19 protein-coding genes are annotated in these 14,864 nt (G+C 69.3%); 16 read left to right on the forward strand and 3 right to left on the reverse strand.

The genetic code is table 11. The annotated features are described in order from the left end of the window. Positions 1-77: 77 nt before the first annotated feature. The 12 genes from ON31_RS34615 to ON31_RS13175 all read left to right on the forward strand — a co-directional run bounded on the left by ON31_RS34615 (position 78) and on the right by ON31_RS13175 (position 8,570). Positions 78-473, forward strand: a complete 396-nt coding sequence (locus ON31_RS34615; RefSeq protein ID WP_147287234.1) for a hypothetical protein — start codon at positions 78-80, stop codon at positions 471-473. After that, a complete protein-coding gene (locus tag ON31_RS13125) occupies positions 470-994 on the forward strand; it encodes a hypothetical protein (protein WP_039813428.1) in 525 nt (174 codons plus the stop codon). The genes ON31_RS34615 and ON31_RS13125 overlap by 4 nt, the downstream gene beginning before the upstream one ends. Then, positions 979-1,203: a hypothetical protein gene (locus tag ON31_RS13130; RefSeq protein ID WP_039813431.1), complete on the forward strand. Its 225-nt coding sequence runs from the start codon at positions 979-981 to the stop codon at positions 1,201-1,203. The genes ON31_RS13125 and ON31_RS13130 overlap by 16 nt, the downstream gene beginning before the upstream one ends. A gap of 114 nt (positions 1,204-1,317) precedes the next feature. Then, on the forward strand, positions 1,318-2,508 hold the full coding sequence (locus ON31_RS37460; protein WP_218007318.1) for a thioredoxin family protein: 1,191 nt from the start codon (positions 1,318-1,320) through the stop codon (positions 2,506-2,508). Positions 2,509-2,611: 103 nt separating this feature from the next. Then, positions 2,612-3,295 carry a hypothetical protein gene (locus tag ON31_RS34620; protein WP_147287235.1) on the forward strand — a complete coding sequence of 228 codons (684 nt, stop codon included), beginning with the start codon at positions 2,612-2,614 and terminating at the stop codon, positions 3,293-3,295. Between the two features lie 202 nt (positions 3,296-3,497). Continuing rightward, the gene (locus ON31_RS13145) at positions 3,498-4,418 is read left to right on the forward strand and encodes a DUF418 domain-containing protein (RefSeq protein ID WP_051037180.1); all 921 of its coding nucleotides are present in this window, start codon (positions 3,498-3,500) and stop codon (positions 4,416-4,418) included. Further along, positions 4,355-4,639, forward strand: a complete 285-nt coding sequence (locus tag ON31_RS37545) for a DUF418 domain-containing protein (RefSeq protein WP_500048750.1) — start codon at positions 4,355-4,357, stop codon at positions 4,637-4,639. The genes ON31_RS13145 and ON31_RS37545 overlap by 64 nt, the downstream gene beginning before the upstream one ends. Positions 4,640-4,997: 358 nt before the next feature. Further along, positions 4,998-5,444: a PaaI family thioesterase gene (locus tag ON31_RS13155; RefSeq protein ID WP_085996414.1), complete on the forward strand. Its 447-nt coding sequence runs from the start codon at positions 4,998-5,000 to the stop codon at positions 5,442-5,444. A 72-nt stretch (positions 5,445-5,516) separates the two neighbouring features. Continuing rightward, a complete protein-coding gene (locus ON31_RS13160) occupies positions 5,517-5,819 on the forward strand; it encodes an urease subunit gamma (protein ID WP_029930591.1) in 303 nt (100 codons plus the stop codon). 2 nt (positions 5,820-5,821) lie between these two features. After that, positions 5,822-6,133 carry an urease subunit beta gene (locus ON31_RS13165; protein WP_039813437.1) on the forward strand — a complete coding sequence of 104 codons (312 nt, stop codon included), beginning with the start codon at positions 5,822-5,824 and terminating at the stop codon, positions 6,131-6,133. Beyond that, the gene (locus ON31_RS13170; RefSeq protein WP_039813439.1) at positions 6,133-7,854 is read left to right on the forward strand and encodes an urease subunit alpha; all 1,722 of its coding nucleotides are present in this window, start codon (positions 6,133-6,135) and stop codon (positions 7,852-7,854) included. The genes ON31_RS13165 and ON31_RS13170 overlap by 1 nt, the downstream gene beginning before the upstream one ends. 47 nt (positions 7,855-7,901) lie before the next feature. After that, the gene (locus ON31_RS13175; protein ID WP_039813441.1) at positions 7,902-8,570 is read left to right on the forward strand and encodes an O-methyltransferase; all 669 of its coding nucleotides are present in this window, start codon (positions 7,902-7,904) and stop codon (positions 8,568-8,570) included. Between the two features lie 4 nt (positions 8,571-8,574). Here the strand turns inward: ON31_RS13175 and ON31_RS13180 are convergent, their stop codons facing one another. Beyond that, entirely contained in the window at positions 8,575-8,985 is a 411-nt protein-coding gene (locus ON31_RS13180) for a YchJ family protein (RefSeq protein WP_039813444.1), read from the reverse strand. A gap of 394 nt (positions 8,986-9,379) precedes the next feature. After that, positions 9,380-10,045, reverse strand: coding sequence for a TetR/AcrR family transcriptional regulator (locus ON31_RS13185; RefSeq protein ID WP_039813447.1), 666 nt, complete (start codon positions 10,043-10,045; stop codon positions 9,380-9,382). 118 nt (positions 10,046-10,163) lie between these two features. On the opposite strand from ON31_RS13185, the gene ON31_RS13190 reads away from it, so the two are divergent. Next, positions 10,164-11,669, forward strand: coding sequence for an MFS transporter (locus ON31_RS13190; RefSeq protein WP_039813450.1), 1,506 nt, complete (start codon positions 10,164-10,166; stop codon positions 11,667-11,669). Positions 11,670-11,709: 40 nt separating this feature from the next. Here ON31_RS13190 and ON31_RS13195 read toward each other — a convergent pair whose 3' ends face one another. Next, on the reverse strand, positions 11,710-12,414 hold the full coding sequence (locus ON31_RS13195) for a hypothetical protein (protein ID WP_147287236.1): 705 nt from the start codon (positions 12,412-12,414) through the stop codon (positions 11,710-11,712). An 87-nt stretch (positions 12,415-12,501) separates the two neighbouring features. On the opposite strand from ON31_RS13195, the gene ON31_RS13200 reads away from it, so the two are divergent. The 3 genes from ON31_RS13200 (at position 12,502) to ureG (ending at position 14,859) form a co-directional block, all read left to right on the forward strand. Beyond that, positions 12,502-13,374: an SDR family NAD(P)-dependent oxidoreductase gene (locus ON31_RS13200; protein WP_255222084.1), complete on the forward strand. Its 873-nt coding sequence runs from the start codon at positions 12,502-12,504 to the stop codon at positions 13,372-13,374. A 94-nt stretch (positions 13,375-13,468) separates the two neighbouring features. Further along, the gene (locus ON31_RS13205; protein WP_039813455.1) at positions 13,469-14,101 is read left to right on the forward strand and encodes an urease accessory protein UreF; all 633 of its coding nucleotides are present in this window, start codon (positions 13,469-13,471) and stop codon (positions 14,099-14,101) included. Positions 14,102-14,145: 44 nt separating this feature from the next. Continuing rightward, positions 14,146-14,859, forward strand: a complete 714-nt coding sequence (ureG, locus tag ON31_RS13210; RefSeq protein WP_039813457.1) for an urease accessory protein UreG — start codon at positions 14,146-14,148, stop codon at positions 14,857-14,859. Positions 14,860-14,864: the final 5 nt, after the last annotated feature.

Raw genomic sequence — 14,864 nt, forward strand, 5'->3', positions numbered from 1 at the left:
CTACCGAACCGACGCCTCAATCGGGCGCGGATCCGCCCTCCTACCTGCGGTGTCCCAACTCTGCAATACTATGACCCGTGAGCGAGCGTATGGAGCGGTTCCTTCGGTGGCGAGACGATATCGCGGGTGGTGACAGCGAGCGCGCCATCGCGGCGCGGATGGGTATCGGCAACAACCGGGTCGGACGCCATCTGCGCGAGAGCGATCCGCCGGTCGCCGAAACCGTGATCGACTTCGCCCGCGCCTACGGTGCGAACCCGGTGGACGGGCTCGTCGCGGCCGGACTGCTCACCCGCGACGAGGCCCTGCGCGCGGCGGCCAGTGAACCGCTGCGCACCGCGTCGGCTCTGCAACTACTCGAGGAACTGGCCCGACGGGAGAGGGAGCGTGTGCACGCCGAGTGTGAGACCGGGGATTCGCCGCCGAAACGCCGCCGTTGGCGGCGCGACCTCGGGGAAGGACTGCTCACATGAGCGCCGGTGTGGTCGCGTACCTCCTCGCCTGCGTCGTCGCCCTGGCCACCATCGCGCTGCGGCTCACCGTATGGCGCACCCGGCACGGGTCGCGGCCGTTCACGATCGCGCTGAGTCTGCTCCTGCCCGGCATCGTGCTGCGACACCCGCTGCTGCTCGAGCGGGACTGGCTGCCGCAGGACTCCTTCGCGGGCACCTACCTGACGAACTTCACCGATCTGGTCGGTGATCTGCTGATCGTCGCGGCCGGTGCATACCTGTTCACGGTGGTGGCGCGGGCATGGGGGCGGGAGGATCTGCGGCCGTGGATCGTCCGCGTCTTCACTGCCGGCGGCATGGTGATGGTGGTGCTGTGGGCCGTGTCCGACGCGCCGCGTACCCAGACGAAATATGTCGGCTACCTGGCGGGGCGGCGCAGGTGTACTCGTATGTGGCGGCCGGTCTGGTGCTGGTGGCGAATCTGGCGGTACTGCTGTCGGTGGTGGCGGCGCGCCTACCGCGCGGTATGCGGCTGTCGCTGATCCCGCTCGGACTGGCCGCGCTGCTCGGGGTGTCGGAGAGTCTGCTGCGCATCGGCAGCCATATCGCGCCCGGTGTTCTCGCCGCGCCGCGCGACATCGTGGGCTGGCAGCTGTCGGTGGCCATGATCGTGCTCTACGCGCTGTCCGGTCTGATCGGGCACATCGCGTACGGGCGGGTGGTCGGCGAATCCGAGCGTGCGGCGCGCTGAATCAGCCAAGCGTTGCAATAATCACACAGTGTGTTGCAAAAACGGGTTGCGTCGGGCGGGGTGGTGCCGGAGCATGAGTGGTCGACAGGAAGGGTCTGATACACCATGCGACGAATGCGATTCCCGGAGCTCGGGCTGCCCGGGGGCATCGAATGCGTCATCGCCGACGAGGAAACCGGTGAGCCGCGCGATCGCTACGACATCACCGGCCGCGGCACCGTGGACATCCCCGACAACGCGCTGTTGATCTTCACCGCCGACCGCTGCCGCCCCACCGATCTGGCCCGGGTGAGCCGCGACGCCTTCGCGACCATGCTGCTGACCGGCGTCGACGACGAACTGCTCGGCGTGGTCGCGACCATGACCGATATCTACCACCTGAGCCTGTGTGGGGAGTTCACCGACGCGGGAATGCGAGCGCTGGACTGGACCACGGACATGTTCGCCCTGGAGCTGGATTCGCCGCACATCGGTCCCGACCTCCGCCTGCCCGGTGCCTCCGTCTCCGTGATCGAGATTCGCGGTGACCGGATCGACGACGGTGTCTTCGACGCGGTCGCCGCGAAGAATCCCTTCACGGTCGATATCGCCGGTCCGGCGCTCACCGGTGCCCGGCTGGCCGCGCTGGCCGCGGCTCCGGAGCTGGAGGAGGTTCGAATTACCGGCCGCGCGCTGCGGGCAGAACACCTCGCCGGACTGGCCGAGACCGGTGTGACCGCACTGTATGTCAAGCCCGAGCGGATCGACGCGGACTGGATCGACGCGCTGCTCGGCGTACCCCAGCTGCGCTCGATCGAACTGGAGCAGTTCGATCCCGCACCGCTGTCGCCGCGGCATCTCGGCCGCCTGCTAACCGCGGGCCGCCAGGTCAACGGCGTTCGCGCCGGGGCCGCGGAACTGGCGGCGACGGCGGCGGAGCTGGCCGTCTCCGAGGATGTCGGCGGGGCGGAGGCGCCCGAGTCGTCCGGCCTCGCCGGTCTGCGGTCGATCACCGACGCGGCCGAGTTCGACGCCGTCCTCGCCGAGGGGGTGCCGGTGCTGGTGCAACTGACCGCGACTTGGTGCGGGCCGTGCAGGCACCTGAAACCCATCCTCGAACGGGTCGTGGCGGGATTCTCCGGGCGGGTCACCGGTGTGGTCGTCGATATCGACCGATCGCCGTGGGCCGAGCGTTTCGACTCGCGCAGCGTGCCCACGGTCATCGCCTTCGCCGGTGGCCGGGAGGTGCTGCGGTTCGTGGGTGTCCGCTCGGAACGGGACATCACGGCCCTGCTCGAGGCCGCCGTCGAGCTCGACCGTTCCTGATGTCGCCGCGGCCGATCGGCACGCGATATGTGTTGCGATAATCACCCAGCATGTCCCAAATTTGCATTGCCGACCGCGTTGCAATTTTGGAACAATAAATCCTGTGAGTGAAACGCAGAGAAGACGACAGCGCCAATCCGCCCTCCTGTCCGCCGTCGCGGTCACCGGCATGCTGGCCGGACACGGGCTCGTCGCGGGTGTGGCGGCCGCCGATCCGGCCTCGGGATCGTGTCCCGGCGCGGCCGCGGGCTGTGAACAGCGCGCCGACGGCACCGACCGTGGCAAGCCCGGGCAGGAGGCGAACGGGGGCGAGGCCCGTGGCGTCGACAAGGACGGCCCGGACCGGAACGGTTTCGACAAGGACGGCCGGGACCGAGACGGCTACGACAAGAACGGTCGGGACAAGGACGGTTACGACCGGGACGGCTACAACCGGCACGGTGTCGACCGCTACGGATACGACCGCAATGGATTCGATGGCAGGGGGCTCGATCGCCAGGGTTTCGACCGGCAGGGTTTCGACCGGCAGGGCTACGGCAGGGACGGCTACAACCGGGCCGGAGTGGATCGACACGGTAAGCCGCGGCCCGGCCCGCGCACCACTCCCCGCCCGGCGCCGCGCCCTGCCCCGCAGCCCGCGCCCGGTCCGACACAGCCGCCCGCGCAACCGCCGACACCGTTGCCGGAGTACGCGGAATCCTTCCTCCGCTCTCTGCCCGAACCGATCGGGCATGCGGTGCGCCCCCTGGTGGTCTGGGCCTTCCAGGTCCTCCCACTACCGCGGTAACCATCGGCCGTCGCCGACGGTCCGGGGCAGTGCCCGACCGTATGACGAAAGGACAGTGAACTCGGATGAACAACCAAGTGGCCGCGCCGAATTGGCGTCGTCGGGCCGTGATCGCCGCCGTCGTGGCCGCCGTCGTGCTGAGCCCGCTGGCGATGTTCTTCCTGCTCTTCGCCATCTGGTGACGATTCGCGTGGGTAATGCCGTGCCGATCGCGTCGCACCCGCGGCGCCTACCCGCACTGGACGTGCTCCGGGGAATCGCCATTCTCGGGACATTCGCCAGTAACATCTGGCTGTTCACCGCGGCCGCGATCGTCGCGGGTGGGAGCGGGTGTTCGGGGTGGTGGACGTCGTTTTGGCAGTGGCTGCCCAATGGAAAGTTTCTCGGCCTGCTGACCATCATGTTCGGTATCGGATTGGAGATCCAGCGGCAGACCGCCGTGCGCGCGGGCAAGCCCTGGCCGGGTAAGTACCCGATTCGTGCGGCGCTGCTGTTCGCCGACGGCGCGTTGAACTACATCTTCGTGGTCACCTTCGACGTGCTGCGCATCTACGCGGTGATCGGGCTGGTGATCGCCTACCTGCTACTGGCTCGGGAACGGGTGCGGTGGTGGTTGACCGTCGGCTTTCTGGCCGTCCACTGCGCGCTGCTGCCGATCGTCGCGTCGATGCGGGCCGCCGATGTGCGCATCCCACGCGAAGGCGAGATGACCGGTCTGCGGCCCGGCGACCCGGTCGGCGCGGGCTATTGGGAAACGGTCGCCGTGAGCTTCGAGAACTTCGGGCCGGGTTTCGGATTGCATTCGGAGTTCCCCTTGGTCCTGTTCCTGGGTCTCGGACTGTTCCTCCTCGGCGCGAACCTCTACCGGATGGGGATCTTCGGCCCGGAGCGTCGCGCGCTGCGCTACGCGATCATGCTGTTCGGGTTCGGCATCGCGCTGCCCATCGACTTCCTGATCGGCATCACCTCGATGGTTCCCCGCAGCTGGCCGTGTTCGGTCGCTACGGTTCGGCGGCCGGGGTGGCGCTGGCACTGCTCGCCCTGGTCGCGGAGTACTTCGTGCGAAGGGAGCGGCCGGGCCCGGTGGGGCGGCCACTCTCGTGCGTCGGTCGAATGGCGTTGAGCTGCTACCTGTTACAGAACATTCTCGGCGTCATCGCCAGCCGTACGGTGCTGACCCGTCCGGAGGTGGCGGTGCTGGATCCGCTGTTGCTCACCGGGGCGGCCTTCCTCGGCGTATCGGCGGTGCTGATCGCTTTCGCCTGTCTCTGGCTGCGGTTCTTCCCGCGCGGCCCGTTCGAGCTGCTCTGGACCTGGTCGTACCGCAAGCTCGCCCGCGAATGACACCGATGTCGACGAGAGGACTTGATTTGTTAGGTAAGCCTGACCTACACTCGTAACCGGCGTTAGGGTCGAGCGAGTGTCCTGAGGGCTGCAGTGACCCCCGACCTAACACCGCGGCGGGTTCTCGATGATGGTCGTCACCGGGAACCCGCCGCTTCGTCTGTATGCGGGTCACCTCCCGAGGAAGGGACGGCTCGGCGTCACGGTGGATCAGCTGCCCGATCGGGGGAGCGACTGGGACCCGCTGGCCGTCGCCACCGATACGGTGCTGCGCGGCAAGAAGGCTCGCCCGCGGCGGTCGCGCCCGTGATCGGCCCCCGGTGCCGCCCCGGCGGCGGCGAGGTGCCAGGGTGAGGGCATGACGCAGCAAGATTTCTCGTCGGTGCGGTCCATGGCGGATGTGACGCCCGAGTTGATGAACCGGTTCAGCGAGGGCACTTTCACCGATCTCATCGGGCTGAAGTTCACCGAGCTGACCGGGGATCGGGTGAGCGCGGAGTGGGTGGTGACGCCGCAGCAGTTCCAGCCCGCCGGGATCGTGAACGGCGGCGTGTACTGCACCGTCATCGAAACCCTCGCCAGTGTGGCCGCGAGCGTGTGGCTGGGGGAGAAGGGCACCGTGGTCGGGGTCAACAACAACACCGACTTCCTGCGGGCGGTGCGCGAGGGGACACTGCGCGGGGTCGCGACGCCGATCCATAGGGGACGGTCGCAGCAGCTGTGGGTCGTGGTGATCACCGACGAGCAGGAGCGGACGGTGGCGCGTGGGCAGGTGCGGTTGCAGAATCTCGCCGCGCGGGACTGACGAAACATCCGGGTAATACGGGGCGTGTCAGAATGACCGACGATCCGCCCACGACCTCGGTGAGGAGCCCGAATGCGACTGTCGCCGCATGAGCAGGAACGCCTGCTGCTGAGTTACGCGGCCGAGTTGGCCCGCAGGCGACAGGCGCGCGGACTCAAGCTCAACCACCCGGAGGCGGTCGCGCTCATCACCGACCATGTGCTCGAGGGCGCGCGGGACGGGCGCAGCGTGGCTGAACTCATGGCGTCCGGGCGCACCGTGCTCACCCGCGACGATGTCATGGCGGGAGTGCCGGAGATGATCCACGACGTGCAGGTGGAGGCCACCTTCCCGGATGGCACCAAGCTCGTCACCGTCCACCACCCGATCGGATGACGATGATTCCCGGCGAATACCACTGTGCCGAGGGCACGATCGAGATCAACCCGGGTGCCGACCGCATCGAGGTGGATGTGGTCAATACCGGTGACCGGCCGGTGCAGGTCGGATCGCATGTGCATTTCCCGCAGGCGAACTCGGCCCTGGAATTCGACCGCGCGGCCGCGCACGGCCGCCGCCTCGACATCCCCGCCGGAACCGCGGTGCGCTTCGAACCCGGCCTGGGCCAGCGGGTTTCGCTGGTGCCGCTGGGCGGGACCCGCGAGGTGCACGGAATCAGTCTCACCCCACCCGGAAAGCTGGATGCCTGATGACCGAACTGTCCCGCGCCCGCTACGCCGAACTGTTCGGACCCACCGTCGGCGACCGCATCCGCCTCGCCGATACCGACCTGTTCATCGAGATCACCGAGGACCGCAGCGGCGGACCGGGACTCGCCGGTGATGAGGCGGTCTTCGGCGGTGGCAAGGTGCTGCGCGAATCCATGGGCCAGGCCCGCGCCACCCGCGCCGAGGGCACCCCGGACACCGTCATCACCGGCGCGGTGATCGTCGACCACTGGGGAATCATCAAGGCCGATATCGGGATTCGCGACGGCCGCATCTGCGGCATCGGCAAGGCGGGCAATCCCGACACCATGAGCGGGGTGCATCCCGATCTGGTGGTGGGTCCGTCCACCGAGATCATCGCGGGCAACGGCCGCATCGTCACCGCGGGTGCCATCGACTGCCACGTGCACTTCATCTGCCCGCAGCTGCTGGACGAGGCCATGGCCAGCGGCATCACCACCCTGGTGGGCGGCGGCACCGGACCCGCCGAGGGCTCCAAGGCCACCACCGTCACCCCGGGCGCGTGGCATCTGGGCCGCATGCTGGAGGCCACCGACTCCTGGCCGGTGAACATCCTGCTGCTGGGCAAGGGCAATACCGTGCGCGCCGAGGCCATGTGGGAGCAATTGCGCGGCGGCGCGGGCGGTTTCAAACTGCACGAGGACTGGGGGACCACCCCGGCCGCCATCGATGCCTGCCTGACCGTGGCCGACGCCTCCGGTGTGCAGGTGGCGTTGCACTCGGACACCCTCAACGAGGCCGGATTCGTGGAGGACACCCTCGCCGCCATCGGCGGGCGGGCCATCCACTCGTATCACACCGAGGGAGCGGGCGGCGGGCACGCGCCCGACATCATCACGGTCGCCTCCTATCTCAATGTGCTGCCGTCCTCGACCAATCCGACCCGGCCGCACACGGTCAACACCCTCGGCGAACATCTCGACATGCTGATGGTGTGCCATCACCTGAGCCCGTCGATTCCGGAGGATCTGGCCTTCGCGGAGAGCCGGATTCGGCCCTCCACCATCGCCGCCGAGGACTTGCTGCACGATCTGGGCGCGATCTCCATGATCGGCAGCGACGCGCAGGCCATGGGCCGCATCGGCGAGGTGGTGATGCGCACCTGGCAGACCGCGCACGTCATGAAGAAGCGGCGCGGCGCGCTGCCCGGCGACGGGGTCGCCGACAACAACCGGGTGCGGCGCTATATCGCGAAGTACACCATCTGTCCGGCGGTCACGCACGGCCTCGATCACGAGATCGGTTCGGTGGAGGTGGGCAAGCTGGCCGATCTGGTGCTGTGGGAGCCCGCCTTCTTCGGTGTGCGCCCGCACGCCGTGCTCAAGGGCGGGGCCATCGCCTGGGCCGCCATGGGTGACGCGAATGCCTCCATTCCGACTCCGCAGCCGGTGTTGCCACGCCGGATGTTCGGCGCGTCGCCGACCGTGGCGGCGGGCACCTCGCTGCACTTCGTGTCGGAGGCCGCGATCGAGGACGGTCTCGCGGATCGGCTGCGGGTGAACCGCAGGCTGGTGCCGGTCGCGAACGTGCGGCGCCGCACCAAGGCGGATCTGCCCAACAACGACGCCATGCCGCGCATCGAGGTCGATCCGGACACGTTCACGGTGCGTATCGACGGCGAGGTGTGGGCGGAGGATCCGGCCGTCGAACTGCCGATGGCCCAGCGCTACTTCCTGTTCTAGCGTTCTCGGCGCGGCGCCGGACCGCGTTCCGGTGGCAGACTACGGATATGAGCGCAGACTGGACGGACGTCGATCGCTACCTCGTGGACACCCTGGTGGGAGACCGGGACGCGGATGTGCTGGCGGCCAATGCGGCCGCCGGTCTCCCACCCATCGACGTCTCGCCGCCGCAGGGTGCGTTCCTGCGCCTGACCGCGCTGTCCACGGGCGCGCGGCGGGTGCTGGAGATCGGGACGCTCGGCGGGTACAGCACGATTCAGCTGGCGCGGGCGGTCGGCAAGTCCGGGCAGGTGGTCACCTTCGAATACGATCCGGAGCATGCGCGGGTGGCGCGGGAGAATCTGGACCGCGCGGGCGTGGGGGACCGGGTCGACATCCGGGTCGGCGCGGCCCTCGACAACCTGCCCGTGCTGGCCGACGAGCGGCCCGAACCCTTCGATCTGGTGTTCATCGACGCCGACAAGGTCAACAACGCCAACTATGTGCGCTGGGCGCTGCGGCTGACCCGGCCGGGCGCGGTGATCATGGTCGACAATGTGGTGCGCGACGGCGGTGTGGCGGAGGCGGATTCGGCCGATCCCGCAATTCGCGCCAGTCGCGAGGTGATCGAATTCTGCGCCGCCGAACCGCGCCTGGACGCCACCGTGCTCCAGACCGTCGGCAGCAAGGGCTGGGACGGATTCATCTACGCGGTCGTGCTCGACGCCCAGGGCTGACGATTCACGGCGTGATATCGCCGTCCACGTAGACCCATTCCCCGTCGTCGCGGCGGAAACGGCTGTGCTCGTGCAGCGTTCCCGCCCGCCCGTGGGCGCGATAGTGCGCCCGGAATTCGACGGTGCCCGCGGTGTGGAACGGGCCGCCGCCGGTGCTGCCCACGATCTCCAGAGCCTCCCAGCGCATCCCGGGTTCGAATTCCACGGTGGCCGGGCGGGTTTCGGGAGCCCAGCTGCGCAGTAGATACGCCTCGTCGCCCACCGCGAAGGCGCTGAACCGCGATCGCATCAGCGCCTCCGCCGTCGCCGCCCGCCCCTCACCCCGGTGCAGCGGGCCGCAGCACTGCGCGTAGGGCGCGGACGAACCACACGGACATGCGGCGGGTCCGGCGGCGGACTTCCGACGTTTCGACATCCCCCTATTCTCCGTACCGCGCTGTCGGCCGCCGACCGGGGTGACGCGTGGTCGGCGATCCGTGCCCGGAGCGGCCTCACCGTCCTCGAGCGCGCAATCCGGATGGGGGTCCGGCCGCTCTCGGCGGCGGGGCGCTGCTACTGGTTCGGGCTCGGAACCGGCCGCCGAATCGGACGGCGGCTGATGGCCCGGCTCGTCGTGAGTGGCGGCCGGTGCCTCGGCGCGCGGGGTGCGTAGCGGCATGCCGTGCTCTCGTGCATTCGGTGCAAATGCGACACATCGTGCGGATCTCTCGGTGCCGGTTCGGATCGCGTGGGGCGACGCGACATGCCCGGCGGCCTTCGCGCGGCGGGTGCGTGCGGGGTGTGATTGGTCGGGTGGTGGCGGTGAGAACTCAGCGGTGGCCGGTGGCGAAGCCGTCGCAGAGCGCGGTGAGTCCGGCGTCGAGCATCAGCACCGGATCGAGCAGGTCGGTCGCGCCGGTGCCGTGCAATGCGGCCAGGCCCGGCGGTGTCTCCCAACGCGGGGTGCCGTCCAGCAGGGCGGCCAGGCCGGACTTCTGGTCCGGGTCGGTCTCCTTGCTCGCCAGCAGATTCGAGCTCACCTGCTGGAGTGCGACTCCGGCGATGTAGCTCCAGACCGACAGCGACATGCGGGTGGCCTCGCGGGTGTCGATGTCGAGTTCGCGAAAGCCCTCGACCAGCCAGGACAGGCAGGTGAGGCTGTGTGGTCCGAAGTTGTAGCGCGGTACGGCGAAGGTGAACAGCACCCATGGATGCTCCTGGTAGAGCCGCCAGTCCACCTCGGCGGCGATGCGCACCCGGTCCCGCCACGTCCAGTCCTGCCCGGTCGGGTCGGGATACGGATTGCGCCGCGCCACCTCGTCGGTCATATCCGAGAGCAGCACATCCTTGTTGGGGATGTGCCGGTACAGCGACATCGCGCCCGCTCCCAGGTGATCGGCGATGCGCCGCATCGAGAGCGCCTCCAGCCCGGACTTGTCGGCCAGCGTGATGGCGGTATCGACAATGGCGGCTCGCGTCAGCTTGGCCTCGGTCATGGGATAACTCGCTTTCCTTTCCCCTACCGGCGTGCGTACACTGTACCCCGGCTCTCGCGTACGCCGTACGCATGCACTCCGTGAACGACTCCACGCAGCAAGCACCGAAGGATAGGGAATGACCGGGACTCTCGCGCACTCGAACACGCCGCGACGCACGTCCGCGCCCCCGCGAGCCTGGCTCGGGTTGGGCGTGCTCATCCTGCCGGTGCTGCTGGTGTCGATGGATATGTCGGTGCTGTACCTGGCCATGCCGACGCTCACCGCGCATATGGACCCCTCGGCGACCGAACAGCTGTGGATCCTCGACATCTACGGCTTCATGATCGCGGGCCTGCTCATCACCATGGGCAATCTCGGCGACCGCATCGGGCGGCGCAATATCCTCCTGGTCGGCGCGGCCATCTTCGGCATCGCCTCGGCCGTGGCCGCCTTCGCGCCGAGCGCCGAGGTGCTCATCGCGGCGCGGGCGCTCATGGGTATCGGCGGCGCCACCCTGCTGCCGTCCAGCCTGGCGCTGATCTCCAGCCTGTTCACCAGCGCCCGGGATCGCGCCACCGCCATCGGCGTGTGGACGGCGTTCTTCGCGGGCGGTTCGGCGGTGGGGCCGATCATCGGCGGCGTGCTGCTGCACCACTTCTGGTGGGGTTCGGTCTTCCTGATCAATGCGCCGGTGGTGCTGGTGCTGCTCGTCTTCGGACCCATCCTGCTGCCGGAACACCGCTCGGCCGGGCGCGGACCGCTGGATCTGCCCAGCGTCGCGCTGTCCATCGGCGGCATTCTGCCGCTGATCTACGCGGTCAAGCATATGGCCGCCGAGGGTGTCGACGCCGAGGCGGTGATCGCGGGCGCGGTCGGGCTCGTGGTGCTGACCGTGTTCATCCGACGCCAGCGCACCCTGGCCGAACCACTGCTGGATCTCGGACTGTTCCGGCGCGGACTGTTCGCGGTCGCCGTCGGCTCCAGCACCGTCGGCATGCTGGCACTGGCCGGTATGAGCTATCTGACCAGCATGTACCTGCAGTCGGTCACCGGGCGCGACGCTCTGCAGGCGGCGCTGCTGGGCATCCCGATGGCGGTGGTGGTGTTCACCACCTCCATGACCGGCGGACAGATCGGCCGCTGGCTGGGCGTGCGCACCACCTTCGTACTGAGTTCGAGCGCGGCGGCGCTGGGCAATCTCATGCTCTTCGGCGTCGGGGTGGACGGCGGCGTCGGCTGGTACATCGCGGGCACCGTGGTGGCCGGTCTGGGCCTGGGCACCATGTTCACGCTGGTGTCGGAGGTGGCGGTGTCGTCGGTGCCGCCGGAGCGGGCCGGATCGGCGGTCGGCATCTCGGAGACCAGCTTCGAACTCGGCAACGGTCTGGGGTTGGCGCTGCTGGGTTCACTGGCGGCCCTGGTGTTCCGCAACGGCGGCGATTTCGCTCCCACGCTGGGGGAGACCATCACCCGCGCCGGTGACGACGCCGCACTCGTCCATGCGGCGCGTGAGGCGTTCGTCGACGGCATGCACGTCGCTACCACCACGGGTGCGGTGCTGCTCATCGCCATGGCGCTGGTCGCCGCCTTCGCCAAGACCCGCGACGTGGAACTGTCCGAGCCCGGGACCGCCGCGCACTGATCAGCGGCCGAAGGCGGCCCGGATGCCTCGGCGAGCCGGTTCAGCGGCCGAACACAGCCGGCATGGTCTCGGCGAGCCAGCGCCGCGCCGGTCGCACGGTGGTGCGGTCGATCCAGGCGGCCGGCCGCACCACCAGCAGTCGCCAGGTGGCGGCCAGCCCCGCGCCGATCGGCCGCAGCGTCGTGCGGTGGACGAAGCGGTACGGGTCCACGATCAGCACGCGCACGAGCGATGCCGTCGCGCGCCAGGCATAGCCGAGCACGGTGCGCACTCCTCGCCACAGCGGGGCGAGGATCCAGCGCCACAGTCCCATGGCGGGGGCGATGATCAGATACCGCACGGCGTAGGTGACCACTACCGCGACCGCCACGCCGATCGGCCGGAGTACGAAGCGCCACAGCGCGTTCCAGATCGGGTCCAGGATCATGCGCAGTATCCAGTTTCCGGCCGGAGCCAGGCCACGCCACCACAGGAAGGCCAGCGCACGCCCGACGGGCCGCAGCAGGAAGTCGCGCACCACGGTGGCGATCGGCCGCAGTATCCGGTCTCGGAGGAATCGGCCCACCGGGATCACGACAACGGTGAGTAACCGGTCGACAGCCACGTCGATCGCTCGGGCGAGCAGCTTCAGCCCCTCCCATACCAGTCGGAAAGGGAGCAGCACCACGATCGCGATACCGCGCGCGATCCGCTGTGCGGGCGAGACCGAGTGGGTCCGCCGGGCGTCCATCCGACCGCCAGTCATGTTCTTCTCCTGTCCCCGGGGCGCGCGACACAGCGTATTCGGCGGCAACGGCAGCGAACCAGCGCGTACCGCAATACATTCGATGTCGTGAACGAGACCGCGCCCACCGGCAATGGCCGCCCGCTCTCGGAACGGGTGGCGACCCGCCTGCTGTACCCGACCTCGCGCCCACGCGAGAAATCGCTGCGCGAGGCCGTCGCGGGCCGCATTGTGCTGATCACCGGGGCCTCGCACGGCATCGGCAAGGCGAGTGCGCGAAAACTGGCGGCGGCCGGGGCGACCGTGCTGCTGGTGGCGCGCACCGCGGCGGATCTGGAGCGGGTGGCCGACGATATCCGCGCGGCGGGCGGGACGGCGTTCACCTACCCCACCGATCTCACCGATATGGACGCGGTGCAGCGGCTGGGGGTGGGACTGCTCGCCGAGCACGGGCATATCGACGTGGTGATCAACAATGCGGGCAAGTCCATTCGCCGCCCGATCCACAAGTCCTACGACCGGTTCCACGATTTCACCCGGACCATGGACATCAACTATCTGGGGCCGGTGCGGCTGCTGCTCACCCTGCTGCCGGATATGCGGGAGCGCCGCAGCGGCCATATCGTCAATATCTCCACCTGGGGACTGCGGGTGCCGCCCGCCCCGCAGTGGTCGGCCTACTACGCCTCCAAGGCCGCGTTCGACAGCTGGTTGCGTTCGGTCGCAACGGAAGTCGCCGCCGACAAGGTCACCACGACCACCATCTACATGCCGCTCGTGCACACCCGGATGAGCGCCCCGACCGACTTCTCCGGCGTGCCCGGCCTCACCGCCGACGAGGCCGCCGACCTGGTCTGCCACGCCGTCACGGCCCGGCCGTACGAGATCACGCCCTGGTGGTCCGGCCCCGTGCAGGCGTGGAGCGATCTCGCGCGCGGGCCCGCGCACCGGTTCATGGCCCGAAGCTTCCGCCGCCGGTGACGGCCGGGCAGCGTTGGTCGGGCCGGGATGGGCGGGCCGGACCTGCCCGGTGGTTGGCCTAGGATCGGGCCATGCGTACTCCGGAGCGGCGGTCATGAGCCTCGCGATACTGCTGAACCTGGCGGACTCGCGGTTGCCGATCGGCGGGCACGTGCACTCCGGCGGGGTGGAGGAGGCCGTGAGTTCCGGCATGGTGCGCGATGTGCGGTCGGTGGAGCTGTACCTGCGCCGCCGGATTCGCACCTCCGGGCTGGTGGCGGCGTCGCTGGCCGCCGCCGTGTGCGCCGGAACCCTGGAACCCGCCCGCGCCGAGGCCGAGGCCGATGCGCGCACCCCCTCTCCGGCGGCCCGCGCCGCTTCCCGGGCGCAGGGGCGGGGACTGCTGCGCTTGGCGAAACAGGTGTGGCCGCAGGCCGATTGGCGTGGGCTCGGCACCCGGCCGCATCTGTCCACCGTCTTCGGTGTCGTCGCCCGGGTGTGTGGGGCGGGGCCGGAGGAGATCGCCGGTGTGGTCGTCTACACCACCATGACCGGGGCCGCGACCGCCGCGCAGCGGCTGCTGGCCCTGGACCCGGCGGCGGTGGCGGCCTGCACGGTGCGGCTCGCCGAGGTGTGCGACCGCACCGCCCGCGAGGCCGTCGACACCCTGGCCGCGCTGTCCGATCCGCTCCAGGATGTGCTGGCCGAGCGCCACCTGGAACGCGATATGCCGCTGTTCGCTTCCTGAGCCGGGTAACACCGGGTTTACACGCGTCGGTAAGGATGGGGTCCATGCCACCTCATTTCATCGACGGAGAACCGCACGATCACGGCCACGACCGCCCCCGGCGGGAGCGCACGGCCGGGGAGCCGGTGCGGATCGGGATCGGCGGACCGGTGGGGTCGGGGAAGACGGCGCTGGTGGCGGCCCTGTGCCGCCAGTTGCGCGAGGAGCTGTCGCTGGCCGTGCTGACCAACGACATCTACACCACCGAGGACGCGGACTTCCTGCGGCGGCACGCGGTGCTGCCGGACGAGCGGATCACCGCGGTGCAGACGGGCGGTTGCCCGCACACCGCCATCCGCGACGACATCACCGCCAACCTGGACGCCATCGACGATCTCATCGAGGCCAATCCGCCGCTGGATCTGATCCTGGTGGAGTCGGGCGGCGACAACCTGACCGCCACCTTCTCCTCCGGACTCATCGACGCGCAGATCTTCGTGGTCGACGTGGCCGGTGGCGACAAGGTGCCGCGCAAGGGCGGACCCGGCGTGACCTACTCCGATCTGCTGGTCATCAACAAGACCGACCTCGCGCCCATGGTCGGCGCGGACCTGTCGGTCATGGACCGCGATTCCACGAAGGTCCGCGATGGCCGCCCGTTCGTGTTCACCTCACTCACCGAGGACCCGGCCGCCACCCCGGTCCTGAACTGGGTGCGCGAACAGCTCCGCCTGGCCGCGGAACAGGATGCGGCAGCCGGTGCCTCCCACGCACACTGACGCTC

It is taken from the genome of Nocardia otitidiscaviarum NBRC 14405 (genome assembly GCF_000308635.1).
In the GTDB taxonomy this organism is placed as follows: domain Bacteria; phylum Actinomycetota; class Actinomycetes; order Mycobacteriales; family Mycobacteriaceae; genus Nocardia; species Nocardia otitidiscaviarum.